Source organism: Janthinobacterium sp. TND4EL3 (assembly GCF_900156175.1).
Lineage (GTDB): Bacteria > Pseudomonadota > Gammaproteobacteria > Burkholderiales > Burkholderiaceae_D > Janthinobacterium.
The window spans coordinates 82,712-108,197 of the sequence record NZ_FTMV01000003.1; the positions used below are offsets into that span (position 1 = coordinate 82,712).

Sequence of the window (25,486 nt, forward strand, 5' to 3'; positions counted from 1 at the left end):
ATAATGGCACTGCAATCCTTAGATATCCGGCGCCTGTCGGCTACCACGGTGACGCCGCCCCAGGCGCGCAGCCCGGTGACGGGCACCGTGGCCAAGCTGATCGATGTGTCGAAATGCATCGGCTGCAAGGCTTGCCAGACGGCGTGCATGGAATGGAACGACTTGCGGGACGAGGTCGGTGAAAACCATGGTACTTATGACAACCCGACGGACCTGACGCCGCAATCGTGGACGGTGATGCGTTTTGCCGAGCACGAGAGCAACGACGGCAACCTCGAGTGGCTGATCCGCAAGGATGGCTGCATGCACTGCGAGGACCCGGGCTGCCTGAAGGCCTGCCCGGCGCCGGGCGCCATCGTGCAGTACACGAACGGCATCGTGGATTTCCACCAGGAAAACTGCATCGGCTGCGGCTACTGCGTGGCCGGCTGTCCTTTCGACGTGCCCCGCATTTCGAAAAAGGACGACCGCGCCTACAAGTGCACCTTGTGCTCGGACCGCGTCGCCGTGGGCCAGGAACCGGCCTGCGTGAAGACGTGCCCGACGGGCGCCATCGTCTTCGGCACCAAGGAAGACATGAAGGTGCATGCGGAAGAGCGCATCGTCGACCTGAAGTCGCGCGGCTTTGAAAACGCGGGCCTGTACGATCCGGCCGGGGTGGGCGGCACGCACGTGATGTACGTGCTGCACCATGCCGACAAGCCGAAGCTGTACTCGAACCTGCCGGAACGCCCGCGCATCAGTCCGATGGTGGGCTTCTGGAAGGGCTGGGCCAAGCCGCTGGCTGTCGCCGGCATGGCGGCCACGGCGCTGGCAGGCCTGTTCCACTACACGCGTGTCGGTCCGAACGAAGTGAGCAAGGATGAGGAACGCGAAGCCCTGGACGAGGCCGAGCGCATCAAGGAGGGTCAGCATGAGCCACAGTGAACAGCACGGCAGCAAGCTGCGCGACAAGGACGGCAATCCCTTGATTGAGCGCTACAACCCCAATGAGCGCACCAATCACTGGGTCACGGCCATCACCTTCGTCATGCTGGCCCTGTCCGGCCTGGCCATGTTCCATCCGTCGATGGCGTGGCTGGCGAACCTGTTCGGCGGCGGGCAATGGACGCGCATTTTGCATCCGTTTGCCGGCCTGGTGATGTTTGTCTCGTTCGCGATCCTCGTGCTGCGCTTCTGGCACCACAACAAGTTCGAGGACGGCGACAAGCAGTGGCTCAAGCAAATGGATGACGTGCTGCACAACCGCGAGGAAAAGCTTCCGAAGATCGGCAAATACAATGCCGGCCAGAAGATCCTGTTCTTTGTGTTGCTGGTCAGCATGATTGGCCTGCTGCTGTCGGGCATCGTGATCTGGCGCGCGTACTTCGCGTTCTATTTCCCGATCGACGTGGTGCGCTTTGCCGCCTTGCTGCATGCGGGGTGTGCTTTTGCCATCATTTGCGCCATCATCGTGCACATCTACGCGGCCCTGTGGGTCAAGGGCTCGATCGGCGCCATGGTGCGCGGCACCGTCACCTATGGCTGGGCGCGCAAGCACCATCCGAAGTGGTTTGAGGCGGTGGTACGCAACAGCAAGGATTAAGCTGCCGTAAGCGATACCCTGCTGCAAGAGCCGGGGCCGGTCCCACAGGATCGGCCCCTTTCTCTTTATCGATTAAAATACTTTTTCAGCACAGCCTACTCCGCTGGCGCTGCCTTGCTTTTTTTGATGGGAAAACTCCATTGGTACAACGCATTCTTCAGCCAGGCGAAATCGAAGGCCTGGACCACAACGCGATTCCGCGCCTGCTGCTGCCGCAGCCTGACAGCCTGTTCAAGGCGCGCGCCTTGCGCTTGCGCGAATTGGCGCAGGGCAATATCAAGGGCATCCCCGTCGACGCGGGCATGCAGGGCTACCTGGTGCTGATGGCCGCGCTGGCCGATGCGCAGGCCGCCGTCGTGAGCCGCCTGGCGCCCGGCGCCGTGCCTGCCGCCGAACCGGACGCGCTGCGCCGCGCGATACAGCACCGCATGCCGGTGCTGCCCGTCAATGGCGCCCGTCCGCCCGTCTGGCGCGACATCTTCGCCAGCCTGCTCGATGAACTGGCCGCCACGGCGGCCCGGCAACCGGCCCTGTCCGGCGGCCTGACGCAGGTGCTGGCGCAGCTGCGCGCGCTCGACGTGGCCGCGCTGGATGCCTGCGCCGATTGCGTGCTCGATGAGAATGGCGACAATGTCAATCCCATGCATGCGCCTTTCGTCGCCGCCGCGCTGCAGATCCTGTGGTCGGTTTCGGCCAGCGAACTGCGCGCCGCGCGCGTGCCGGACCTCGACACGGGCACCTTGTGCCCCGTCTGCGGCTCGCACCCCGTCGCCAGCGTGATCCGCATCGGCGGCCAGTCGCAGGGCTACCGCTACCTGCACTGCGGCATCTGCGAAAGCGAATGGCATATGGTGCGCGTGAAATGTTCGACCTGCGAACAGAACGGCAAGATCGCCTACCAGGGCCTCGATGCGGCTGACGCGGCGCCGTTCGACCCCGTCACGGCCAAGGACGAGAAATTGCCGAACAAGGCCAACGACCCGAAGAAGGTGGCGCGCGCGGAAACCTGCGACGATTGCCATACCTATCGAAAAGTCTTCAACCAGGAACACGATTACAACGTCGAGCCCCTGGCCGACGACCTGGCCAGCCTGATGCTCGACCTGCTGGTCGGCGAGGCCGGCTACCAGCGCGCCAGCGGCAATCCGCTGCTGTGGCTGGGCAAGAGCGAACCCCAGGGCGCAGCCTGATGAAGACTGAGCAGACCGTGCGCCTGCCGTCGGTGGACCGCATCCTGGGCGACGGGGCTTGCCTGGCCCTGATCGCCGAACACGGCCGCGTGCAGACGCTGGCCAGCGCGCGCGCCGTGCTGGCCGAACTGCGCGCGGCCATGCTGGCCGGCGCAGTATGCGAAGAGGGCGCCTCGCTCGCCGCCATCGTCGTGCAAATGGCGGAACGCCTGCAGGCGCAGTCGCGCACGCAGCTGCGCGCCGTGTTCAACCTGACGGGCACGGTGCTGCACACGAACCTGGGCCGGGCCTTGCTGCCCGACGCGGCCGTGCAAGCCGTGGTGGAAGCGCTGCAGTGGCCGATGAACCTGGAATTTGACCTGGAAACGGGCAAGCGGGGCGACCGCGACGACCTCGTCGAGGAACTGCTGCGTGAACTGACGGGGGCCGAAGCGGCCACCATCGTCAACAACAATGCGGCCGCCGTGCTGCTGATGCTCAATACTTTGGCGCAGAACAAGGAAGTGATCGTTTCGCGCGGGGAACTGGTGGAAATCGGCGGCGCCTTCCGCATTCCCGACGTGATGACGCGCGCGGGCGCCGTGCTGCGCGAAGTGGGCAGCACCAACCGCACGCACCTGGCCGACTACGCCAATGGCGTGACTGAAGACACGGCCCTCTTGATGAAGGTCCATTGCAGCAATTACGCCATTACCGGTTTCACGAAAAGCGTGGAATTGGACGAACTGGTGCCGCTGGCGGCACAGCATGGCGTGCCGACGGCGGTGGACCTGGGCAGCGGCACCCTCGTTGATCTGGCGCAATACGGCCTGCCGCATGAAACGACGGTGCGCGAGACGATAGCAGCGGGCGCCGACCTGGTGACCTTCAGCGGCGACAAATTGCTGGGCGGCCCGCAGTGCGGCGTCATCGTCGGGCGCGCCGACCTGATCGCCAAGATCAAGCGCAACCCGCTGAAACGCGCCTTGCGCGTGGGCAAGCTGACCCTGGCGGCCCTGGCCCCCGTGCTGCAGCTGTACCGCGCGCCGGACTTGCTGGCCGACCGCCTGACCACCTTGCGCCTGCTGACACGTCCCGCTTGCGCCATGCGCGCGCAGGCGCAAACCCTGCTGCCGCTGCTGCAGGGCGCGCTCGGCGCCGCCTATGTGGTGACGGCCGAAGCGGTGACCAGCCAGATCGGCAGCGGCGCCTTGCCCGTCGACCAGCTGCCCAGCTTTGGCCTGGCCGTCCGCAGCGCCCCCGGTTCGCGCCTGAGCAATCCGCTGGGCCTGCTGGAGCAGCGCCTGCGCGCCTTGCCGCGCCCCGTGATCGGCCGTATCGGCCAGGATACGCTGTGGCTGGACCTGCGCTGCCTGGAAGCGGCGCACGAAACGGCCTTCATCGCGCAGCTGGCCGGGTTGACGGCATGATCGTCGGCACGGCAGGCCATATCGACCATGGCAAGACGACCCTCACGCGCGCGCTGACGGGCGTGCACACGGACCGCCTGAAGGAAGAGCAGGCGCGCGGCATCTCGATAGAACTGGGCTACGCCTACCTGCCGCTGGCCGACGGCACGGTGCTGGGCGTGATCGACGTGCCCGGCCACGAAAAATTCATCCGCACCATGGCGTCCGGCGTGACGGGCATCGACTTCGCCCTGCTCGTGGTGGCGGCCGACGACGGCGTCATGCCGCAGACGCACGAGCACCTGGCGATTCTGCGGCTGCTGGGCGTGACGCGCGGCGCCGTGGCATTGAGCAAGGTCGACCGCGCCGACAGCGCCCGCGTGGCGCAGGTGGAGGCGGACATCGAGGCGCTGCTGGCCGGCACGCCGCTGGCGGGCAGCCCGATCTTCCCGACGGCCGCCAGCCGCGACAACGATCCCGGCGTGGCGGCCCTGCTGGCGCACCTGACGCAGGTGGCGCGCAGCCTGCCGCAACGCGACGAGCGGCGTCTGTTCCGCCTGGGCGTCGACCGCGTGTTCACCCTGTCGGGGCAGGGCACCGTCGTCACCGGCACGGCGCTGGCCGGCATGGCCACGGTGGGCGACAGCCTGCAGCTGGCGCCCGGCGGCGCGGGCGCGCGCGTGCGCAGCATCCATGCGCAGAACCGCGCGGCCGGGTCGGGCATGGCGGGCCAGCGCCTGGCGCTGAACCTGGCCGGCATCGACCGCGAGGCCATCGAGCGGGGCAACTGGATCGTCGCGCCCGCGCTGGCGCAGTGTTCCGAGCGCATCGACGTGGAGCTGACCCTGCTGCCCGACGCGGGCGTGCAATTGAAGGCCTGGTCGCCGCTGCATGTGCACCTGGGCGCGGCGCACCAGCTGGCGCGCGCCGTCATGCTCGATGGCGAGACGCTCGCGCCGGGGCAGACGGGCAGGGTGCAGCTGGTGTTCGACGCTCCCATGCATGCCGTGCCGGGCGACCGCTTCGTCGTGCGCAATGCCCAAGCGACGCAGACGGTGGGCGGCGGCATGGTGCTCGACCCGTTTGGCCCCGCGCGCAAGCGGCGCAGCCCGGCGCGCCTGGCCTGGCTGGACGCGCTGGCCGCGTTTGTCGCGCACGGCGATTATGCGGCCCTGCTGGCGCAAAGCCCGCTGGGCTTGCGCGAATCGCTGCTGGTGCGCCTGTCGCTGCTGCCAGCGGCGGCCATCACCTTGCCGCCCGAGACGCGGCGCATCGCCCTGCGCGGCGGCGACGCCCTGCTGCTGGCGCCAATGGCCTTGCTGGCGCTGGAAGAGAGACTGCTGGCGGCCCTGGCGGCCTTCCACGCGCGCGCGCCCGACGAGGCGGGGCCGGAGCTGTGGCGCCTCAAGCGCATCGTCGACGCGGAGATGGAAGACGCCCTGTGGAGCCATCTGGTCGATGGCTTGCTGGCGCAGGGCGGCGTGCTGGCGCGCGGCGCCAGCCTGCACCTGCCGACGCACAGCGTGGAACTGACGCCGCAGGAGCAGGCGGTGGCCGAACCGCTGCTGGCGGCGCTGCTGCAGGGGCGTTTCGATCCCCCGTGGACGCGCGACCTGGCGCGCGACTTCGGCCTGGCCGAGGACGAATCGCGCCGGCTGTTGCGCAAGCTTGCCAAGGCAGGGCAGATCAGCCAGGTGGTGCACGACCTGTTCTACCATCCGGCGGCGCTGGCCGAGCTGGCGCAGCTGGTGCGCGCTCTGACCGAAAAAGCGGAGCTGGACGAGGAACTGGCGCCCGGTTCCGGCGCCGTCAGTGCGGCTGCGTTCCGCGATGCCAGCGGCCTGGGGCGCAAGCGGGCGATCCAGGTTCTGGAGTTCTTCGACCGCGTCGGTTATACTCGCCGTGTTGGCAATGGGCATCTATTGCGTCCGCAAGCGCTGTGGTCCTACACCGCAGCCTTGGCCAGCAGCTAGCTCAGGCTCCGCGGAAAGCACACTCATCCGGTGATGTGGCCGGGCTTCAAACCCGGTGGAGGGCGTCAGACGTTCTCCCGTAGGTTCGACTCCTACTGTTTTCCGCCAGTTATTTTTCTTGCCATCTTCCCCTCGCATTTTCTTGCCCAGCGTTGGCCCCGAGCCACGTTACGGAGAATTAATGGTTTAATTGATAACTTTCGAGGAAGGGCGGCGGGGGCCGATGGTACCATCCTGCAGGTGGCAGGGACGTGTATCCCCTGTAGTAGAAGAAGGCAAGGATGAAACAAGCAAGCATGGCATGGCTGCTGGCGGCGCTGTTGCTGCCGGCGGCGGCCGGGGCGGAGGGCCTGCGCATCGTCGGCGAGCACTTGCCGCCGTCGAGCATGATGGAAGGCAACACCGTCGTGGGACGAGAAACGCTGAAGGTGCGCGACATCATGGCGCGCGCCGGCATCGGCTATACGATAGAACTGCTGCCGTGGAAGCGCGCATATGCGCAGGCGCTGCGCGAGGCCGACACCTGCGTCTTTTCCACCACGCGCACGCAAGAGCGCGAAGCGCGGTTTCGCTGGATCGGTCCCCTCAACGAAGCGGAATGGATACTGTATGGCCTGGCCGAGCGGCACCTGGCGCTGCGCACCCTGGCCGATGCGCGCGGCCTGGTCATCGGCACGGTGCTCGGCGACGCGCGCGACGACTACCTGCGCCAGCACGGCATGAGCGTGGCGCCCGTCACGCAGGAGTGGATCAATCCGCAAAAGCTGCTGCTGGGCCGCATCGACCTGTGGGCCGTCGGCATGGCCGTGGGCAGCAAGCCCTTCGTCGGCAAGGAGTGGGAGGGCAAGGTGGTGCCGCTGCTGACCTTCAACCGCGTGCAGACTTACCTGGCATGCAACCTCAAGGTGCCCGAGGCGCAGGTGGCGGCCATGCAGCGCGCCGCTGCCGCCATGCGCCGCGACGGCAGCATGGCGCGCGAACTGACACGCTAGCGTTGCAGCGTCAGCTTTCCAGCCACTGGCGCACGCGGTTGCGCCCCTCGCGCTTGGCCTGGTACAGGGCCTGGTCGGCATGGCTGTAGGCCGTTTCAAATGCCGTGCCGGCGCGGTTCCAGCTCAACCCCACGCTGACGGTGATGGCCCGCGTGATGGGCGCCGCATGGCGCTGGCGCCCGACGGTATCGCAGATGCGCTGGGCGATGTGCGCCGCCTCGTCGCGCGAGGAGGTGGGCCAGACGACGGAGAATTCCTCGCCGCCGACCCGGCCGATGGCCGTTTCCTGTCCCAACAACCCTTTTAAACAGTCCACCACGGCCTGGATCACGCCGTCGCCCGCCGGGTGGCCGAAATCGTCGTTGACCTGCTTGAACAGGTCGATATCGAGCACGATCAGCGCCATGTCGCCCTGCGCCAGGCAGCGCGAGGCGTGGTCGATCACGGCGCCGCGGTTCAGGGCGCCCGTCAGCGGGTCGTGCGTGGCGCGGTATTCGAGCTGGCCGGCCAGGGTTTGCAACTGGCGGTTCAGCAGATGCATGTCGCGTTCGGCCCGGTCGCTGCGGCCGATCAGGCGGCGCGTCTCGCGCATCAGCCGTTCATAGTGATTGATCAGTTCACCGAGCATGCGCCGCTGATCCGCGCCCGACGCGCCGGCGTCGGCATGCATGCGGCGCGCGGCGGCCAGCGCCGCCGCTTCCACGGTGAACAGGTCGGGCTCCAGTCCGGCCTCGGAGATGGCGGCGCGCATGCCTCAGTTGCCCTGCACGGGATGGTCGTGGAAATCGAGGGCCGTGAAGTCCTGCTGCAGCTCCTGGCCGAATTCCAGGATGGTGTCGTCGTCCTCGTCGTGGTACCAGTTCAGGCGCACCTGGTTGCCGTCCGCGGCCGCCTGGTTCAGCGCGTCGAACAGGGTAAACAGCATCTTCGTGCTGGAGCTGTTGAAGTAGGCCAGCGAGACATTCACGGTGATGGCGGCTGCGCGGCAGCCTTCCAGGTAGGCGCGCACGGCGGCGATCAGCGGGCCATAGAAGGCGGCCGCGTTTTCCGGATAGGACTCGCCCTTGACCGACAGGGTGTGCTGCTCGAAACGGAAGTCGATTTCGGGCGAACTCGGTGTCGCGGCGATGAACAGTGGTGACGGTAATTGCATATGCTTTCCTGAGTCGGCTCTTTCAAATGATGGCTTTGATGCAGAAGATGGTGTGGCCCGGCTCCTGGGGGTCCTGCACGAATTCGAATTCCAGCGGTTCGCTGGCGTCGCGCGCCATGGTGAGGAAACCCAGGCCCGCGCCCTTGCTGTCGGGCGGCGCTTCCTCGCGCAGGGCCTTCTTGTAGGCCAGGCGGATTTCCTCCATCGTCATCGTGTGCAGCGGTTCCAGGCGGGCGCGGATCTGCGCCACGTTGTCCGTCGAGACGGGATTGGCGCACAGCAGAAAAAAGCTGTCGCCGCGCGTGCCGATGCAGAACGAGCCGCGCCGCATCTGCTGGTCCAGCTGCGCATCGGGCGTCAGGCTGTCGGCCGAATAATGCATGATGTTTTGCGACATCTCGATGAACGAGGAAAAAATGCGCCGCCGCGTGGGACCGGCCGCGCCGGCCGTGTCGAGGCGCGCCTTGATGGTTTCGGAAATGGCGCTGACCACGTGCTGCGAGAAATAGCCCACGTAAAAAAAGATGATGTTGCGCTTGCGCGCCACGTCCCAAAACTCGTTGAATTCTTCGTACAGCACGTCAGTGCTCCTGGCTAGCCGGTGACCCGGTTTCTTGTTGATAAGGGGGCTTGATGGGCATCAAACTACAGACGGAAACAGAAAAAGGTCAGGTCGTCGCGGCGCGGCTGCCTGCCTTGCCATGCCGCGCTATCGCGCAGCAGCGCCGCCGCCACGTCGGCTGCCGGCGCATCGCGCTGCGCCAGCAGCTGTTCGCGCATGCGCCGCTTGCCGTAGGCGATGTCGCGCGCGCCGCCGATCTGGTCGAGCAAGCCGTCGGTGGTGAGGAACAGCAGGCTGCCCGCGGGCGCCGCCAGCGTCTCGTTGTGCCAGCAGTAGCCGGGCGGCGTGTCGACATAGCCGACGCCCATGCGCGCGCCGTCGATGGCGCGCACGCTGTCTTCGCCGGGCGCCACCACGTGCAGCGCCAGTTTCGCCCCCGCGAAACGCAGGCTGGCGCAGGCGTCGTCATAGCAGAGGAAGGCGCAATCCATGCCGTCGTTCGAGCCGGCGTGGCCGGTGGCCTCGCCGCTGCCGGCGTCCTGTCCCAGCAGGGTCTTGATGGCGCGGCTGACGGCGCCGATCAGGGCGGCCGGGTCGCGCGGCCCCCATTCGCGCAAGGCCTGGCTCAGGGCCGACGAGGCGATCAGGGTCATGAAGGCGCCCGGCACGCCGTGCCCCGTGCAGTCGGCGATGGCGGCGAACCAGCCCCCGTCGTGGCGCTCGAAGAAGTAGAAATCGCCGCCGACGACGTCGCGCGGCTGCCATTCCAGGTGGGCGTCGGGCAGGGTGGCGCGCAGTTCCGCATCGGAGGTGCGCAGCAGCGCGCGCTGGATCACGCTGGCGTAATCGATGCTGTGCATGATTTGCCGGTTCTTTTCCGCCTGCATGGTGGCCACCACGTTCATCAGCTGCAGGCCGAAGCCCACGCCGGCCAGCGCGCCGTCCTCGGTGATGATGAAGCCGTCGGCCAGCGCCTTTTCGCCCGCTTCCACGGCGCGGAAGGTGAGGTCCTCGATGCTCATGGCGCCGTCGACGATCAGCGGTTCCTTGTCCATGAAGGCGATGCAGCTCTTCTTGCCATACACCTCGTGGTAGAAGGGCTTGGACATCTGCGACATGAAGATATTGCGGCTGATCAAACCGATGGGCTTCTGCTGTTCCGTGACGGGCAGGCTCATCATGTCGCGCCGCTCCGTAAACAGTTCCAGCACGGCGAAATTGCTGGCGTCGGCCTGCACCGATTCCGTGGGGATGCACAGGTCGGCGGCCACGGACGTGCGATAACGGGGAAGATGCAATCGAGAAGCGTTGAACTCCACAGCGGCTACCTTTACATGACGATCGGACCCTTGTTGTCGCGACGGCAAGGCGGCTGACAAACAGGCAATATCATCATGGTAGCCGTCGAATGTGACGCCTTGATTACCTGCTTGTCAAAACCGTATGCAAGATGGCTGTAGGGCAAGCAACTTACAGGCCCCGGGCCAGCGTCTGCGCCTGCTCCAGCCAGCGTTGGCGCTGCGCTTCGGTGGAATTGATCATGGGGCCGAAACTGGCCACCTTGACGGGCTTGACGCCGCAGAACTCCAGCGTCGTCTTGCGCAGCTGGTGGATGCCGGGCATGCGGTAGACCCAGCGGAAGTACCATGGCGGCGTATCCATCGCCACCAGCAGCTGGGCCGTGCGGCCCTTCAGCAGCTGTGCCGGAAAAGCCTTGCCCGGGCGGTACTTGAAAGCGAAGCCGGGCAGGAAGATGCGGTCGACAAAACCTTTCAGCAGGGCCGGCGCGCCGCCCCACCAGATCGGGTAGGCGAACACCAGGTGTCCGGCCCAGCTGATGGCTTCCTGCGCCGCCAGCAAGTCCGCTTCCAGCGGCTGCACCTGGCGGTAGCCTTCATGCAGGTTCTGGTCGAAGTCCAGCTGGCCCAGGCGCAGCTCGCGCACGGCGTGGCCCGCGCTGCGGGCCGTGGCGGCATAGGCGTCGGCCAGGGCGGCGCAGAAACTGTCGCCGGAAGGGTGGCCGAGGATAATAAGAATGCGCTTCGGTGTCATTTTGCTCATGCTGCAGGCTTTCCGTTATAGAACAGCCTGCATGCTAAAGCCTGCCCCTAATGGCAGAGTCAAGCGGCCGCTTGCAGGTGCTGGCGCGCCAGGCAGTCGCCGATTTCCGCGTCGATGTCGGCCAGTTGCGCGTCAAGCTGGCGCAGGCGGGCGATATCCTGCCGTATCTGCGCGCGCTTGGCGCCGATATGCTGCGACAGGGCGGCCCAGTCGGTCTCGTCGCCGGCCAGCAGGGGCAGCAGTTCGGCCAGGCGGAAGCCCAGCGCCTGCGCCTGGCGTATCAGTTTGACTTGCGCCAGGTCCTGCTGCGTGTAGACGCGGTAGGCGCCGGAACGGCGCACGTCGCCCAGCAAGCCCAGCGCTTCATAGTGGCGCAGGGCCTTGGGCGAGGTGCCCGCCAGGCGGGCGATTTCTCCGATGTACATGGGTGATCCTTTCTCAAGCGTGAGCGAATCTTACCGCAAGGCCGCAGCGGCCAGGCGGCCGGGCACCCTCAGGCCCGGCGCGGCGGGATTTTCTTCGCCGTGCACTCGGCGCAGGTGCCGTACAGCGACAGCGCGTGCTCGTGCAGCACGAAGCCCCGTTCGGCGGCGATCTCGTTCTGGCGCAGTTCGATGCCTTCGTCGACGAATTCATCGACCTTGCCGCAGCCCGTGCAGACCAGGTGGTCGTGGTGCTGGCCTTCGTTCAGCTCGAAGACGGCGTGGCCCGATTCGAAGTGCCGGCGGAACAGGATGCCAGCTTCGGCAAACTGCATCAGCACGCGGTAGATGGTGGCCAGGCCCACGTCGATCTTTTCGGCCAGCAAGAGCTTATACACATCGTCCGCACTCAGGTGCTTGATGCCGCCTTCCTGGAACAGCTGCAGAATCCGCAAGCGGGGGATGGTCACTTTCAAGCCCGATTCACGCAGTTCCCTCAATATATCCATGTCTCCCATTCCTTTTATTGTCGCCTGAGCGAGCGCTTAAGCGTGAACCTGCATTATATCGCAAATGATAATCATTACCATTCTCATGTGTGCGCGGGAAATAGTATGGCGCGCGGGCCGGCGGCCATCCAGTGACATCGGCGCACGTGGCGCTTGGGCGGCGGGCAACTTGCGTGCCCGTTGTCGTTGAGGATGGAAAAATGGCGCCCCCATCGATACACTGTGCAGCAGGCAATAACAATGGAGGAGCCATGGACCGATTCGATGCGATGCGCATCTTTACGCGCATCGTCGAGCTGCGCAGTTTCACGCAGGCGGCGCATGACCTCGGCTATCCGAAGGCCACCGTCACGCATGCGATCAAGCAGCTCGAAGCGCGGCTGCGCGTGCGCCTGCTGCAGCGAACCACGCGGCAAGTGACGCCCACGCCCGACGGCGAAGCGTATTACCAGCGCTGCGCGCGGCTGCTGGCCGACCTGGAAGAAACGGAAGCCGTGTTCAGTGCGGCGGCGCAGCAGCCGGCCGGCAAGCTGCGCATCGACCTGCACGCGACCCTGGCCATGCATTTCGTCCTGCCCGTGCTGGACCGGTTCTGCGCCCGCTACCCGCTGATCGAACTGGAAATCGGCATGGGCGACCGCCTCGTCGACCTGGTGCGCGAAGGCGTCGATTGCGTGCTGCGCGTGGGAGAGCTTGGCGACTCGTCCATGGTGGCGCGCAGGGTCGCGCTGCTGGAGCAGATGACGTGCGCCAGCCCCGCCTACCTGGCCGCGCACGGCACGCCGCAGAACCTGGCGCAGCTGGCGGGCCACCGCGCCGTCAATTTCTTTTCGGCCCATACGGGCAAGGTCTGGCCCTTCGATTTCAAGGTGGACGGCCAGCGCCACAGCGTGGCCTTGCCGGGCACGGTGTCCGTCAATAACGCGGACGCGTATCACGCCTGCTGCCGGGCGGGCATGGGCCTGATCCAGGCGCCCCGCTACCACCTGGAGCGGGCGCTGGCGGCCGGGGAGCTGGTGGAAGTGCTGGCGCACCTGCGGCCCGACCCCTTGCCCGTGTCCGTGCTGTATCCCCACCACCGGCAATTGTCGCCGCGCGTGCGCGTGTTTGCCGACTGGGTCGCCGGCCTGTTCGCCGAGGCGGCTTGATTTTGCAATGCCGCATTTTCTTGACCTGGGCAAAGAAAAAAATCCCTCTGTTGATGCCATCTAGCACTATTTGATGTGGATCAAAGTTTTTGTTGCACTGCACTCTTAGACTTCGCAGCGTTACTTAACGACAGAGGGAAATAAAATGAAAAAGTCCGCAACTGCAGCAGCAATCGTTTTGGCCGCCATCGGCGCATTCGCCGGCAACGCAATGGCACAGGAAGGCCCATGGCTGGTCCGTGCGCGCGCCGTGCACATTGATCCGGCCGATAAATCTGCTCCTGTCGGTGGCGTCGGCGCATCCGACCGTTTGACGGTCAGCAGCAAGACGATTCCTGAAGTCGATATCTCGTACTTCTTCACGCCGAATATCGCTGCCGAGCTGATCCTGACCTACCCGCAAAAGCATGACGTCAAGCTCGACGGCAACAATATCGGCACCTTCAAGCACCTGCCGCCGACCCTGTCGCTGCAATACCACTTCATGCCGGAAAAACAGTTCAGCCCTTACGTGGGTGCCGGCATCAACTACACGAATATCTCCGACGTGAAATTGCTGAACGGCGCCGGCCGCCTGGAGCATGACAGCTGGGGTTACTCGCTGCAAGCCGGTGTCGACTACAAGCTGGACAAGAACTGGTCGCTGAACTTCGACATCAAGAAAGTGCAGATCCGCAGCGACGTCTTCATCGCTGGCGCCAAGGCCAGCGAAGTCAAGGTCGATCCTATCCTGATCGGCGTAGGCGTCGGCTACCGCTTCTAAGTCATGATAGCGCCCGCAAGGCGCGGACAATAAAAAAGGACGGCCTTGGCCGTCCTTTTTACGTTTGGTGCACGCCGCTTATTTTTTCAGCGTCTTTTCCAGCGCCAGCTGGTAGTCCGTCTTTTCGTAGCCGGCCAAATACTTGTTCGTCGCGTCGAGGAAGGCGCGCGAGCGGTAGGCCGCTTCCAGGTCCTTGACCCATGGCTTGCCCTTGTCGGCCGTGCGGATGGCGACCAGGTTGATGTAGCTGTCCGAGATCTTTTCCACGCTAAGGGCCGATGTCAGCTTCATGCCGGCGGCCAGCGCGAAGTTACCGTTCACAAAAGCGTAGTCGGCGTCTGCCAGCGAACGTGGCAGCTGCGCCGCTTCCAGCGGCACCAGTTTCAGCTTCTTCGGGTTCTCCAGCACGTCGCGCTCGGACGCGCGCAGCGGGTCGACGTTCGGCTTGAGCTTGATCCAGCCCATCTTGGCCAGCATCACCAGCGCGCGCGCCTGGTTGGTCGGATCGTTCGGCATGGTGATGGTGGCGCCGTTCTTGACTTCGGCGAGGGTTTTCTGCTTGCCGCCGTACAGGCCGATCGGCATGGTCGGCACGGTGATCAAGGAGCTCAAGGGCAGCTTGTTATCGGTGGCGAACTTGGTCAGGTACACGATGTGCTGGAACACGTTGGCGTCCAGCGAGCCTTCGGCCAGCGCGTAGTTCGGCTGCACGTAGTCGTTGAATTCCACGATCTTGACCTTGTAGCCCTGTTTTTCCAGGATGGGCTTGATGCCCAGCTTCAGCTGGTCGGAGTACGGGCCGGAGCTGGTGCCGATGACGAGTTCCTTCGGGTCCTTGGCGTGGGCGGCGGTGGCAAAGGCCAGGCTGGCGGCGGCCAGCAGCAGGTTGCGGCGTATGTGGTTCATGTAGGTCCTTGTTTCTGAATATGAATTAACGTTTGTCGAGGCGCTTGGCGATGCGCGTGCCGGCGAACTGGATGGTCTGCACCAGCACGATCAGGATGGCCACGGTGGCAACCATGATGTCCGTCTCGAAGCGGTAGTAGCCGTAGCGGATGGCCAGGTCGCCGATGCCGCCGCCGCCCACCACGCCGGCCACGGCCGAATACGACAGGAAGCTGATCGACAGCACGGTCAGCGCCAGCACCAGGCCGGAGCGCGCTTCCACCAGCAGCACGCGGAAGATGATCTGCAGCTCCGAGGCGCCCATGGCGTGCGCCGCCTCGATCACGCCGCGCGGCACTTCGCGCAGGTTCTGCTCCACCAGGCGCGCCAGGTAGGGAATGGCGGCGAACGACAGCGGCACGCTGGCCGCCAGCGGACCGATCGACGTGCCCGCGATGATGCGCGTAAACGGCGTCAGGGCGACGAGCAGGATGATGAAGGGGAAGCTGCGCACGGTATTGACCAGCCAGCCCAGTATCGTCGACAGGGGGCGGTTTTCCAGCGACTGGCCTTCCGAGACGAGGAACAGCAAAATGCCCAGCGGGCCGCCGATGAGGATGGCGGCGGTGAGGCCGATGCCCAGCATGGTCATGGTCTGGCCCAGCGCCACCCAGATTTCCGGCAGCAGCTTGATGACGTTATTGATCGATTCTTCAAACATGTGTTGCATCCTTCCATGCGGTGGCTTCAAACGCCTCGGTGCCGTAATACGCCAGTTCGCGTCCCAGCGCCGTCTTGCGCGGGGTGGCCGTGTCGCTCAAGTCGAATTGTTCGGCGATGGCGCCGTTTTCCACGACGGCGACGCGGTTGCAGATGGCGCCCAGCACCGACAGCTCATGGCTGACGATGACGATGGTCACGCCGAGGCGCGCATTGATGTCGCGCAAGGTGTCGAGCAGGGCGCGCGTCGTTTCCGCGTCCAGCGCGGAGGTCGGCTCGTCGCACAGCAGCACGTCCGGGTGGCTGGCCAGGGCGCGGGCGATGGCCACGCGCTGCTTCTGCCCGCCGGACAGTTGCGCCGGATAGCTGTGCAGCTTGTCGGACAGGCCGACGAGCGCCAGGCATTCCTCGACCCTGGCGGCGATCTGCTCGCCCTTGGTCGTGCCATGGATTTTCAATGGGAAGGCGACGTTGTCGAAGACGCTGGCGTTTTGCAGCAGGTTGAATTGCTGGAAAATCATGCCGATATTTTGGCGCGCGTCGCGCAAGTCGCTCTTGCCCAGGCGCGTCAGTTCGCGTCCGGCCACGGTAATGGTGCCGCTGTCGGGACGTTCGAGCAGGTTAATCAGGCGCAGCAGGGTCGATTTGCCGGCGCCGCTCTTGCCGATCAGGCCGAAAATATCACCGGGATAGACTTCCAGCGTGACCGATTTGACCGCGTGGAATTGTTCGCCCTTGGGCAGCGCGAAGGTCTTGTTCGCGCCATCGATGCGAATCACCGGCGTACGGTGTGGTGTGGTCATGCAGTGTTTCCTTTTTTATTGGACCGTGACAGGCTTGCTTGCAGGGGCCAAATCGCCCAGCCTGTTACGTCGGTTGCGTAGTATACCTCCGATCGCGTTATTACTCCTACGACAGAATCTTGCTTTGAATATGCAAATAATGTCTATGTAGATGTTTTCAAGTGGAAAAAGCGGGAAAGCCATATTTTTGCCGAATTAAATCGTGCCGGCAGGCGTGGCAGAGCCCTTTCTTGGTAAAAAGTTCGCCGCGCCGTGGCGGCGCAAAAACGTGTTTTTATGTGACGTTACGCTGACTTGCCGTGTTGGTGCTGCACGGGGTGTGGTTTACTGCCCGGCATTCCTGTCCTGCCGGGCAGATTCTGCCCCGGCGTCGGCGGACTGCGGACCTTCCGGACGGCGCAGCAGGTAAATGATGACGGCCATTTCCATGGCGCCCACCATGGCGATGACCCACCACGGCGGATGGCCGAGGCACATGGCGATGAAGCCGATGGCCATGCCCAGGCAGGCCATGGCCTTGCCGCGCCGCGACACGGCGCGGTGTTCGCGCCACTGGCGCAGCGGCGCGCCGAAGCGGGGATGGTGCAGCAGCCAGTGTTCGAGGCGCGGCGAGGCGCGGCTGAAGCAGGCCAGGGCGAGGATCAGGAAGATGGTCGTCGGCATCACGGGCAGCATGGCGCCGATGATGCCTAGCAGTACCATCAAGGCGCCGGCCGCCGTCCAGGCCCAGCGGCGCAGGCGCAGGACGTGCGCTTCGCGCTGCGCAGGCTGGGCGCGGCGCTCTTCCATCAGGCGCACGCCTCGACGTGGCCATGCATGCGCATGAAGGCGGCGCGCGCGCCGGCGATCACGCGTTCTTCGCCAGCGGCGTCGAGCGGCGCCGTATCGAGCACGGCCGTGAAGTCGCGCCAGTGGCGCGCGCGGCCATCGGGGTGGCCTGCCAGGTGGCGCGCGCCGTGGTGCTCGTCGAGGCCGATCTTGCCCGCCAGCTTGTAGAGGATGGCCGCGCCCAGCTTCGAGCCTTCGCTGACATACAGCCAGCCCAGCGCGGTGGCCACGTCCAGTTCCGCGCCGAACGGCGGCTCGGCGGCATCGGCCGGCAGCGCCGCATCGAGGTCGCGCAGGTCGGCGGCGATGCTGGCGTAGCGGCGGCGCTGTGCCAGGTCCGGCAGCAGGGCGGCCAGGCCGGCGTGTTCATACAGCGCATCGACGTCGCGCAGGAAGGCGTATTGCGCTTGCAGGAAACGGGCGTAATTGCGCGGGTTGTCGAATGGCTTGCTGGCCATGATGCGCTTGTCCAGCACGTCGTGCGTGGCCATGGTGTCTGCCTTCAGGCGCTGGCTGCGGGCGGGGGGCGTCGGGGGCGCGTTCAATTTGGTGGAATCGGTGGGGGCTACGGTCATGTTTTCCTGCTCTATTATGGATGAATCAAGGCAAACCTGCTTGTCCGGCATGGCCGGGCGCGCCGGCGCCAGGTGGCCCGGCCGCTGGCGTGGGCGCGGCGGGCTGGCGCCTGCCGGCAGCGCTGCAAAGGCCGCGATCATAGCAATCATCACGAATAATAACAAGAATCATTCTCATTTGTTGTGCCGGATAGCGCTGGATCTTTTTGTCAATGCGGACAATAATCGGCAGCAGAAGGCGTTGTCGGGGATATCTACTATTATCGATTTTTTCGATGCTAACTAGGTAAATTTTCCGTTTTACATCGATCTTCATGCCATGCATAATCTGTTGCAACTGAAGCCAGACAAGCAGTTGCTTGCGCCAGCCGCTTGATGCGGGCGCTCGCGCACTGCTTGCGGTTTTGACATCCTCCACTCCAAACAGGAACTTACAATGAAAAAACTGCTCGCTTTTATCGCCGCCGCCGGCTTCTCGCTGTCCGCCGTAGCCGCTCCGGAAGTCTATGTCATCGACGGCAGCCATACTTTCCCCCGTTTCGAGTACTCGCACATGGGCTTCTCGACGCAGCAAAGCCGCTTCAACAACACCACCGGCAAGATCACGCTGGACCGCGCCGCCAGGACGGGCGCCGTCGAAGTGCTGATCGACACCAAGTCCGTCGATACGGGTTCGACCCTGTTCAACACGCACATCCAGGGCGAAGACTTCCTCGACACGGCCAAGTACCCGGTCGCCACCTATAAATCGACCAAGTTCAATTTCGACGGCGACAAGCTGGCCTCCGTGGAAGGCAACCTGACCCTGAAAGGCGTGACCAAGCCGGTGACCCTGACCGTCACGTCGTTTACCTGCGCACCGCACCCGATGCTGAAGAAAGACGCCTGCGGCGCCAATGCCACGGCCAAGATCAAGCGCTCGGAATTCAACGCCGGCAAATATGCGCCGGCCGTCAGCGATGATGTCACTTTGACCTTCGCCATCGAAGCGATCAAGCAGTAATCGTTGGCTGCGTGACGTAGAAATGGCGGCGGACTTCGGTCCGCCGCCATTTTTTCTACCTGGCCTTAAAGCGAGGGCTGGGATCTGACCCCGGATTTCACGCCAGGTGATGCACCTCCTGCTGCCCGTACACGGGCGTGTTCAACCCCTCCATGCGCGCCTTCAGCTGCAGCGACAGGTACTGGGAATAGTGGCGCGACTGGTGCAGGTTACCGCCATGGAACCACAGCGCTTGCTGCTGCGTGGGCTTCCACATATTGCGCTGCTCGCCCTCCCACGGGCCCGGGTCCTTCGTCGTGGCGGAACCGAGGCCCCACACCTTGCCCACTTTATTCGCCACCTCGGGCGAGATCAGGTCCGCCGCCCAGCCGTTCATGGAGCCGTAGCCGGTGGCGTACACCACCAGGTCGGCGGGCAGCTCCGTGCCATCCGACAGCACGATGGAATGGGCTTTCAGCTCCTGCACGCCGACGCCGCTTTTCAGCTTGATCTTGCCGTCGGCGACCAGTTCCGAGGCGCCCACGTCGATGTAGTAGCCGGAGCCGCGGCGCAGGTATTTCATGAACAGGCCCGAATCGTCGTCGCCGAAGTCGAGCATGAAGCCCCGCTCTTCCAGGCGCCGGTAAAAATCCGCATCGCGCTCGCGGATGGCCTGGAAGACGGGTTTCTGGAAGTCGGCCAGTATCTTGTACGGAATCGAGGCGAACGTCAGGTCGGCCTTGTTCGTGGTCATGCCGGCCGCCAGCGCCCGTTCCGAATACAGGTCGCCCAAGGCCAGGTCCATCAAGGAATCGGACTTGACGATGTGCGTCGACGAGCGCTGCACCATGGTCACGTCCACGCCCGCTTCCCACAGGGCGGCGCAGATATCGTGCGCGGAATTGTTCGCGCCGATGACGACCACCTTCTTGCCCACATACGCGTCCGGCCCCGGATGCTGCGACGAATGCTGCTGCTCGCCCTGGAACACGTCCATGCCCTTGAACTTCGGCATGTTCGCCTTGCCCGACATGCCTGTCGCCAGCACCAGCTGCTTCGGCTTCAGGGTGACGCTCTGGCCGTCGCGCAGCACCTGCACCGTCCACTCGCCGCTGGCCTCGTCGAAGCTGGCCGACTCGCATGAGGTCGAGCCCCAGTAGTTCAGTTCCATCACCTTGGCGTACATCTCCAGCCAGTCGCCGACCTTGTCCTTCGGTGTGAAGACGGGCCAGTTGTCGGGGAAAGGGATGTACGGCATGTGGTCGTACCAGACGGGGTCGTGCAGGCACAGCGACTTGTAGCGCTTGCGCCAGCTGTCGCCGGGGCGCGCGTTTTTCTCGATGATGATGGTCGGCACATTGAGCTGGCGCAGCCGCGCGCCCAGCGCGATGCCGCCCTGGCCGCCGCCGATGATGACGCAATACGGCTGGCGCGCGTAGCCGAGTTCCCGGGCTTCCTGCTCGCGGTGCTCCAGCCAGCTGCTGCGGTTGGTGCGCGCGCCGTGTTCCGCGCCCATCGGCCGCCGGCCGCCCTTGGCTTCCTCGAAGCCCTTCAATTCGCTCATGGTGGTGAGCAGGGTCCAGATCTTGCCGTCGCGGATGCGGATGAAGCCCACGCCGCGCGCCACCTTCGTTTCCACCGTGATCCAGCTTTGCAGCACGCCGCCGGCTTCCACGGCATGCTCGCCATCGGCGATGCGGATGGTCACCGGCTGCACGGCGCCCAGCTGGGCGGCCAGCATGGCGGCGATCTGCTCGCGGCCTTCCAGGGTCTTCAGGTTCCAGGTAAACAGCACCAGGTCGCGCCAGTAACCGTCTGGCTCGAACAGTTGTGCGGCGCCCGTGCTGTCACTGGCGCGAAGACAGCCTTCAAGCTGCTCCAGGATGCTGGCCACGGCCAGGTTCGTGTCTTGTCCGCTCATGGTATCTCCTCCATAGTTTGCTGCGATGGAATGCTCCCGGCGCATCTCTGCGGATGCGGACCGGAAACGGCGCGCCGCTGTCCGGAAGGATGGCGGCGCATGCAGCACTTGTAGCATGCGGGTTCCGAGGCGACATCTTGCGTTGCAGCATGGCCTGCGGTGAGACGGAAATCTCAGCGCGCAAGGGAGGGGTAGTAGATGATTTTATGAAATTGTTATTTCTAAAATGAAACTATTTATGGTAATATTTCCAGGATGTCAAGAACGCCTTCATGGCGCCCGTTTCCTTTTTCTTCCCCCGTTCATGAACTACACCGCTAAAAAAATCTTCATCCTGCTGTTCACGCTGCCCTTCATCGCCATTGGCCTCTATTCGCTGCATGGCTACGTGAACGGGGACATGCAGGAGGATTTCTTCCCGCTGATTCATGGACTGATGTTCAGCGGCATCGGTGCCACGGTGCTCGTCTACAACATCCGCTTGCTCACCAAGTTCCAGACGCAGACGTTTGCCTGGTACCAGGCACACAATCCTGCGTGCGTGACGAATGGGGGCGTGGCGTGCAATGCCTGTGGCGGCAAGCGCGTGCATGTGCGCAATCTGATGAAGCGCACCTTCCATCGCGCGCACGTTTGCGTGCGCTGCGGCAAGACGCTGTATTTCTCGCCGGAAATTTGAGCGGCGCCCGCCGGCGCGCTACTGCCGGTGCGGCGGCACGATCTTCAGGTGCTTGATGCGCCGGTACAGGGTGGCGCGCGACAGGCCCAGCATGGCTGCCGCCTGCAGCGGGCGCCATTTGGCGGCGTTCATGGCATTGACGATGCGGGTGCGCTCGGCCAGCTCCAGCGGCGTATGGTTCAGCGGCTCTGGCGCTTCCACCGGCGCGGATTTGCCGGCACGCGGGCGCGTACCGGCAGGGCGCAGCGGCGCGCGCACGCGCGCATGCAGCCAGCTGCCGCCGCCCGCCAGCCGCAGGGACAGCAGGCTGCGCCCCGCGCGCGCATCGACCAGGCGCTCGGCGCGCACGTCCAGCACTTCGGCGACGGGGCGCGGCAGGGTATTGAGTCCCGCGATGACGTCGCGCGCGCAGCGGTTGGCGGCGACGATGTCGCCGTGTTCATCGATGGCGAGCAGCATTTCCGGCTGCACTTCCACGAAATGGCGGTTGCGGTGCGCCAGCAGGATGCAGCAATGACTGTACGTCTTGAGGAAAAAGCCGTCCTCGATCAAGGTGGCGCCCTGGCGCACCAGCTGTTTCACCAGGCGCTGGCTGTCGCGCGCGTCGGGTGAGCTCAAGGCGGAGGCATCGAGCACGCCGATCAACTCGCCATGCGGCGAAAAGATGGGGGCGGCGCTGCAGGTCAGGCCCGTGAACGCGGCGCGGAAATGGTCGGTCTTGTGTACGGTGATGGCTTCCCGGTCGAGCAGCACGGAGGCGATGCCGCAGGTGCCTTCCTCGTCTTCCGACCAGCACGAGCCCGGGTACAGGCCAGCCTTCTTGAAGTCCTTGCGCTGGTCGTGGTCGACCGCGTAATCGATCGTCACGCCATGCGCATTGGCGAGGATGACGCAGTAGCCCGCTTCGCGCACCATGGCGTGCAGGCGCGGCAGGCACTGGCCCGTGGAGCGCAGAAAATTTTCCTCGGATTGCTGGATGGCGCGCAGCTCGGCGCCCGTGAGGATGCGCGGCCCCGTGGTGGAGGCGGGGTCGAGCCGGTAGTCGTCGAGCGAGCGCCGGTAGGACGAGGCCAGCCTGGCCGCATCCAGGCCCGGATTGACGATGCGGCCGGCGATCATGTCGCGCACCCGGTCGAGGTGGCTGGTCTGGCGGACGTAGGGCATGGCGCTCTCCCGTGTATGGGTTGCTGTTTTTATGCTGCTTCGCGTTTGTAGCATGAAGCGGCCGCGCGCGCATGGCGCGCCGCAGCAAGGGCTCGCATGAGACGTTTGTCTCAGCCGAAAAATGCCTCGGCAATGGACTATTGTCCTGCCGCATGGCCAGCCGGGCAGGCCCGCACGATAGAATACCTTACAACAATAAAAAGAAAGTTCTCTGATAGCATTCATGCAAGGACAGTCCGGCGCCTGAAAAATAATCAAAAGCTGGCTATCGCAAGGGATACCTATGGCAACGCAAGCAATGTTCCCGGCGCGCCGCTCGCTCGTCCTGGCCCTGCTGGGCTGGAGCGCCGCCTGCGGCGCCGCCGGCCAGCTCGATCCCGATGGCCAGAGCAGCATGGAAAAAGAAGTGGCCCGGCGCGCCGCCGTCGAACCGGCCGTCGCCGCCGGCTGGCAAATGACGCCTTCCGTCGAGGCGGGCGCGCAGATCGCCGGCGAGAGCAATCTGTTCTGGAAGCTGTCGAACACGCCGGCGCGCAATCCCGGCTTCGATTTCAAGCCCTACTGGTACGAGTTCTATGCCAAGCCGGCGCTCGGCTTCAAGCGCAACCTGGGCGACGGCGGGCAGCTGTATGCGCGCGTGTCCGCCGTCGGCTCGGCCACCGTGCGCCACGATCCTTTCGGCGCGGGCGACACGGGCCGCATCTCGATCGAGGAATTCGTCGCCGGCATTCGCATGCCGCTCGGCGGCACGAATGCGCGCCTTGACCTGTCGGCCGGGGCGCAGAACTTCACGCTGGGCACGGGCATGCTGGTCGCCAATGGCGGCTCGAACGGCTTTGACCGGGGCGCGCTGAAACTGGGGCCGCGCAAGGCTTTCCAGAATTCCGTGGTGGCCAGAATAAGCCAGGATGCGTTCAGCGCCCAGGCGTTCTATCTCGACCCGAATGAAAACCCCGACAACGATAGCGGCACGCGCGTCGTCGGCGTTGACGCCAGCTACGCGCCTGCCGACGACCGCAAGGCCGGCATCGCGTATGGCAACGTGCCCCGTTCGCATGCCGCCTATCCGCAGGCGGCGCCGGGCGGCATCGGCGCGCCGCTGGCCGTGCCCGATGGCCGCAAGGACTTGCAGTTCGTGTATGGCTACGCGCGCGTTCCCGTGCTGCCCAGCGTGTTGTCGAAAGGCTGGTTCGGCGTGGACGCGGCGCGCGAATGGAATACGCGCGAGCCGATGCGGGCCTGGGGCTGGCGCACGGAAGGGGGCTTTTCGCTGCCCGGCGTGGCGTGGACGCCGAAGTTCACCCTGGGGTACCAGAGCTTTTCCGGCGACGATCCGCGCACGGCGCGCAACGAGCGCTTCGACCCCCTGTTTTTCGAAGGCACGCCGGGCGCCTGGGCGTCGGGCAGCAAGGCGACCTGGGTCTTCGTCAATGCCAACGTGAATGCCTTGCAGGCGACCATCGAGCTGCACCCGACGCCGAAGGACACCGTGACCGCCTACCTGGCGCAGGTGCGCGCCAACCAGATGGGCAGTCCGCTGCAGTTTGGCCAGGCCACGCGCCTCGACGTGCCGGGCGACGCGCCCGTGGTGATTGCGGGCGTGCTGCGCCCGATGCTGGCCAACGACGTCTTCGTCAAGTACGTGCGCGTGGTGAATCCGAATACCTACCTGACCCTGGGTTTCAGTGCCTCGTTCGCGCAGTCGGGCGTGAACCAGCTGGTGAATGGCCAGGCCAAAACCTGGACGGGCTGGCTGGCGAACGTGGTGTGGCTTTATTAAGAATTCTGTTTATCAAGGAGAGCATCGCATGAACGATTTTCCCAGCATGAAACGCCTGGCCCTGGCCGCCGCCTGCCTGGCGCTGGCCGCCGGCGCCCACGCGGCCGAGGCGACGGCGCCGCTGTCGGCCGCCGCCAGCGATCCGGCCGCCCTGCAATGGATGGTGGGCGCGCCGCCGCCTGCCGACAAGATCATCCGCTTCGACGATGGCAGCTATTTCAACTTCCCGCAGCTGCGCTGGAGCGTGTCGCACTTCCGCCAGCTGATGCCGACGGTGGACGTGTCGCGCGGCCTGGGGGCGCCCGTGCCCTTGAAACGCGCGCTGCGCAAGGATATCGACAGCCTGCGCTTTACCCCGCTGGGGGCGAAGGAAACGATGAGCTGGGAGCAGTCGCTGGGCGCCAACTACACGGACGGCATCGTCGTGCTGCACCGGGGCCGCATCGTGTATGAACGTTATCTTGGCGTGTTCAAGGAAAGCGGCCAGCACGGCGCCATGTCCGTGACGAAGTCCGTGATGGGCACCCTGGGCGCGGCGCTGGTGGCAGAAGGCAAGCTCGATCCTGGCAAGACCGTGGCCGAGTATGTGCCGGAACTGGCCAAATCCGCATTTGGCGACGCCACCGTGCGCCAGGTGCTCGACATGACCACGGGCCTGAAATTCAGCGAGGATTACGCGGACCCGAAAGCGGAAGTGTGGCAGCACGCGGCGGCCGGCAGCCCGCTGCCCAAGCCCAAGGACTACACGGGGCCGCGCAGCTATTTCGAATACCTGCAAACGGTGCGGCACGAGGGCCGGCATGGCGAGGCGTTCGGCTACCGCACGGTCAATTCCGACGTGCTGGGCTGGATCATCGCCCGTGTCACGGGGCAGAACGTCAATGACTACCTGTCCGAGCATGTCTGGCAAAAGCTGGGCGCCGAGCAGGATGCCTACATGACGGTCGATTCGACGGGCACGCCGTTTGCCGGCGGGGGCCTGAATGCGGGCTTGCGCGACCTGGCCCGCTTCGGCGAGATGCTGCGCAACGATGGCCGCTACAACGGCCATCAAATCATTCCCAGGGCCGCCGTCGAGGATATCCGCCGCGGCGGCGACAAGCAGCTGTTCGCCAAGGGCGGCTACGATTTGCTCAAGGGCGGGAGCTACCGCGACATGTGGTGGGTCACGCATAACGACCATGGCGCCTACATGGCGCGCGGCGTGTACGGCCAGCGCATCTATGTCGATCCGAAGGCGGAAATGGTCATCGTGCGTTTCGCCTCCACGCCGACGGCGGCCAATGCGGCCAACGACCCGACCACCATTCCGGCCTTCGAAGCGCTGGGCAAGCTGCTGCTGTCCAGGCCGAAGTAGGGCGCCAGCCGTGCGGCGAAACGGACATAACTGCAATACACTGTCC

27 protein-coding genes and 1 tRNA gene are annotated in these 25,486 nt (G+C 65.0%); 13 read left to right on the forward strand and 15 right to left on the reverse strand.

Annotated features, from left to right (window positions below; translation table 11 throughout):
- Positions 1-3: 3 nt before the first annotated feature.
- The 7 genes from fdxH (at position 4) to BXA07_RS06355 (ending at position 7,128) form a co-directional block, all read left to right on the forward strand.
- Positions 4-927, forward strand: coding sequence for a formate dehydrogenase subunit beta (gene fdxH, locus BXA07_RS06325; RefSeq protein WP_076566661.1), 924 nt, complete (start codon positions 4-6; stop codon positions 925-927).
- A complete protein-coding gene (locus BXA07_RS06330) occupies positions 914-1,585 on the forward strand; it encodes a formate dehydrogenase subunit gamma (protein ID WP_076566663.1) in 672 nt (223 codons plus the stop codon). Before fdxH ends, BXA07_RS06330 begins: the two co-directional genes overlap by 14 nt.
- A 140-nt stretch (positions 1,586-1,725) precedes the next feature.
- Positions 1,726-2,775, forward strand: coding sequence for a formate dehydrogenase accessory protein FdhE (fdhE, locus tag BXA07_RS06335; protein ID WP_076566664.1), 1,050 nt, complete (start codon positions 1,726-1,728; stop codon positions 2,773-2,775).
- Positions 2,775-4,184: an L-seryl-tRNA(Sec) selenium transferase gene (selA, locus tag BXA07_RS06340; protein WP_076566666.1), complete on the forward strand. Its 1,410-nt coding sequence runs from the start codon at positions 2,775-2,777 to the stop codon at positions 4,182-4,184. Before fdhE ends, selA begins: the two co-directional genes overlap by 1 nt.
- Complete coding sequence (selB, locus tag BXA07_RS06345) at positions 4,181-6,136, forward strand: selenocysteine-specific translation elongation factor (RefSeq protein ID WP_076566667.1); 1,956 nt, start codon at positions 4,181-4,183, stop codon at positions 6,134-6,136. The genes selA and selB overlap by 4 nt, the downstream gene beginning before the upstream one ends.
- A 12-nt stretch (positions 6,137-6,148) precedes the next feature.
- A tRNA-Sec gene (locus BXA07_RS06350) sits at positions 6,149-6,244 on the forward strand.
- A gap of 173 nt (positions 6,245-6,417) precedes the next feature.
- On the forward strand, positions 6,418-7,128 hold the full coding sequence (locus BXA07_RS06355) for a substrate-binding periplasmic protein (RefSeq protein ID WP_244556203.1): 711 nt from the start codon (positions 6,418-6,420) through the stop codon (positions 7,126-7,128).
- A 10-nt stretch (positions 7,129-7,138) separates the two neighbouring features.
- On the opposite strand, the gene BXA07_RS06360 is transcribed toward BXA07_RS06355, so the two are convergent.
- The 7 genes from BXA07_RS06360 to fur form a co-directional block, all read right to left on the reverse strand.
- Complete coding sequence (locus tag BXA07_RS06360) at positions 7,139-7,879, reverse strand: GGDEF domain-containing protein (RefSeq protein WP_076566670.1); 741 nt, start codon at positions 7,877-7,879, stop codon at positions 7,139-7,141.
- A 3-nt stretch (positions 7,880-7,882) separates the two neighbouring features.
- Positions 7,883-8,281 carry a DUF1987 domain-containing protein gene (locus tag BXA07_RS06365; RefSeq protein ID WP_076566672.1) on the reverse strand — a complete coding sequence of 133 codons (399 nt, stop codon included), beginning with the start codon at positions 8,279-8,281 and terminating at the stop codon, positions 7,883-7,885.
- 22 nt (positions 8,282-8,303) lie between these two features.
- Positions 8,304-8,861: a SiaB family protein kinase gene (locus tag BXA07_RS06370; protein WP_076566673.1), complete on the reverse strand. Its 558-nt coding sequence runs from the start codon at positions 8,859-8,861 to the stop codon at positions 8,304-8,306.
- 65 nt (positions 8,862-8,926) lie between these two features.
- On the reverse strand, positions 8,927-10,141 hold the full coding sequence (locus BXA07_RS06375) for a SpoIIE family protein phosphatase (protein ID WP_170909617.1): 1,215 nt from the start codon (positions 10,139-10,141) through the stop codon (positions 8,927-8,929).
- A gap of 172 nt (positions 10,142-10,313) precedes the next feature.
- Positions 10,314-10,895, reverse strand: coding sequence for an NAD(P)H-dependent oxidoreductase (locus BXA07_RS06380; protein WP_076567115.1), 582 nt, complete (start codon positions 10,893-10,895; stop codon positions 10,314-10,316).
- Positions 10,896-10,963: 68 nt separating this feature from the next.
- Entirely contained in the window at positions 10,964-11,329 is a 366-nt protein-coding gene (locus tag BXA07_RS06385) for a MerR family transcriptional regulator (RefSeq protein WP_076566676.1), read from the reverse strand.
- A gap of 68 nt (positions 11,330-11,397) precedes the next feature.
- Positions 11,398-11,835 carry a ferric iron uptake transcriptional regulator gene (gene fur, locus BXA07_RS06390; protein WP_076566678.1) on the reverse strand — a complete coding sequence of 146 codons (438 nt, stop codon included), beginning with the start codon at positions 11,833-11,835 and terminating at the stop codon, positions 11,398-11,400.
- A gap of 251 nt (positions 11,836-12,086) precedes the next feature.
- Between fur and BXA07_RS06395 the strand changes: the two genes are divergently transcribed.
- Complete coding sequence (locus tag BXA07_RS06395) at positions 12,087-12,983, forward strand: LysR family transcriptional regulator (RefSeq protein ID WP_076566679.1); 897 nt, start codon at positions 12,087-12,089, stop codon at positions 12,981-12,983.
- A gap of 145 nt (positions 12,984-13,128) precedes the next feature.
- Positions 13,129-13,746 carry an OmpW/AlkL family protein gene (locus tag BXA07_RS06400; RefSeq protein ID WP_076566681.1) on the forward strand — a complete coding sequence of 206 codons (618 nt, stop codon included), beginning with the start codon at positions 13,129-13,131 and terminating at the stop codon, positions 13,744-13,746.
- Positions 13,747-13,824: 78 nt separating this feature from the next.
- On the opposite strand, the gene BXA07_RS06405 is transcribed toward BXA07_RS06400, so the two are convergent.
- The 6 genes from BXA07_RS06405 to BXA07_RS29995 all read right to left on the reverse strand — a co-directional run bounded on the left by BXA07_RS06405 (position 13,825) and on the right by BXA07_RS29995 (position 17,873).
- Positions 13,825-14,652: a MetQ/NlpA family ABC transporter substrate-binding protein gene (locus tag BXA07_RS06405; RefSeq protein ID WP_076566682.1), complete on the reverse strand. Its 828-nt coding sequence runs from the start codon at positions 14,650-14,652 to the stop codon at positions 13,825-13,827.
- A 25-nt stretch (positions 14,653-14,677) separates the two neighbouring features.
- Complete coding sequence (locus tag BXA07_RS06410) at positions 14,678-15,352, reverse strand: methionine ABC transporter permease (protein ID WP_076566684.1); 675 nt, start codon at positions 15,350-15,352, stop codon at positions 14,678-14,680.
- Complete coding sequence (locus tag BXA07_RS06415; RefSeq protein ID WP_076566686.1) at positions 15,345-16,154, reverse strand: methionine ABC transporter ATP-binding protein; 810 nt, start codon at positions 16,152-16,154, stop codon at positions 15,345-15,347. Before BXA07_RS06415 ends, BXA07_RS06410 begins: the two co-directional genes overlap by 8 nt.
- 324 nt (positions 16,155-16,478) lie before the next feature.
- Positions 16,479-16,943 (reverse strand): YbaN family protein, encoded by a 465-nt coding sequence (locus BXA07_RS06420; protein ID WP_083708067.1) that lies wholly within the window; start codon positions 16,941-16,943, stop codon positions 16,479-16,481.
- Positions 16,943-17,557, reverse strand: a complete 615-nt coding sequence (locus BXA07_RS06425) for a biliverdin-producing heme oxygenase (protein ID WP_139335456.1) — start codon at positions 17,555-17,557, stop codon at positions 16,943-16,945. The genes BXA07_RS06420 and BXA07_RS06425 overlap by 1 nt, the downstream gene beginning before the upstream one ends.
- 25 nt (positions 17,558-17,582) lie before the next feature.
- Positions 17,583-17,873: a hypothetical protein gene (locus BXA07_RS29995; protein ID WP_139335457.1), complete on the reverse strand. Its 291-nt coding sequence runs from the start codon at positions 17,871-17,873 to the stop codon at positions 17,583-17,585.
- 120 nt (positions 17,874-17,993) lie between these two features.
- On the opposite strand from BXA07_RS29995, the gene BXA07_RS06430 reads away from it, so the two are divergent.
- Positions 17,994-18,560 (forward strand): YceI family protein, encoded by a 567-nt coding sequence (locus BXA07_RS06430; RefSeq protein WP_076566688.1) that lies wholly within the window; start codon positions 17,994-17,996, stop codon positions 18,558-18,560.
- 97 nt (positions 18,561-18,657) lie between these two features.
- Here BXA07_RS06430 and BXA07_RS06435 read toward each other — a convergent pair whose 3' ends face one another.
- Positions 18,658-20,460, reverse strand: a complete 1,803-nt coding sequence (locus BXA07_RS06435; RefSeq protein ID WP_076566689.1) for an NAD(P)/FAD-dependent oxidoreductase — start codon at positions 20,458-20,460, stop codon at positions 18,658-18,660.
- A 304-nt stretch (positions 20,461-20,764) separates the two neighbouring features.
- On the opposite strand from BXA07_RS06435, the gene BXA07_RS06440 reads away from it, so the two are divergent.
- Complete coding sequence (locus BXA07_RS06440; RefSeq protein ID WP_076566691.1) at positions 20,765-21,139, forward strand: hypothetical protein; 375 nt, start codon at positions 20,765-20,767, stop codon at positions 21,137-21,139.
- Positions 21,140-21,157: 18 nt separating this feature from the next.
- Here the strand turns inward: BXA07_RS06440 and BXA07_RS06445 are convergent, their stop codons facing one another.
- A complete protein-coding gene (locus tag BXA07_RS06445) occupies positions 21,158-22,303 on the reverse strand; it encodes a sigma-54-dependent Fis family transcriptional regulator (protein WP_076566692.1) in 1,146 nt (381 codons plus the stop codon).
- A gap of 283 nt (positions 22,304-22,586) precedes the next feature.
- Here BXA07_RS06445 and BXA07_RS06450 point away from each other — a divergent pair, with 283 nt between their 5' ends.
- Positions 22,587-24,083: an alginate export family protein gene (locus BXA07_RS06450; RefSeq protein ID WP_083708068.1), complete on the forward strand. Its 1,497-nt coding sequence runs from the start codon at positions 22,587-22,589 to the stop codon at positions 24,081-24,083.
- Positions 24,084-24,243: 160 nt separating this feature from the next.
- Complete coding sequence (locus BXA07_RS06455) at positions 24,244-25,440, forward strand: serine hydrolase domain-containing protein (protein WP_244556219.1); 1,197 nt, start codon at positions 24,244-24,246, stop codon at positions 25,438-25,440.
- Positions 25,441-25,486: the final 46 nt, after the last annotated feature.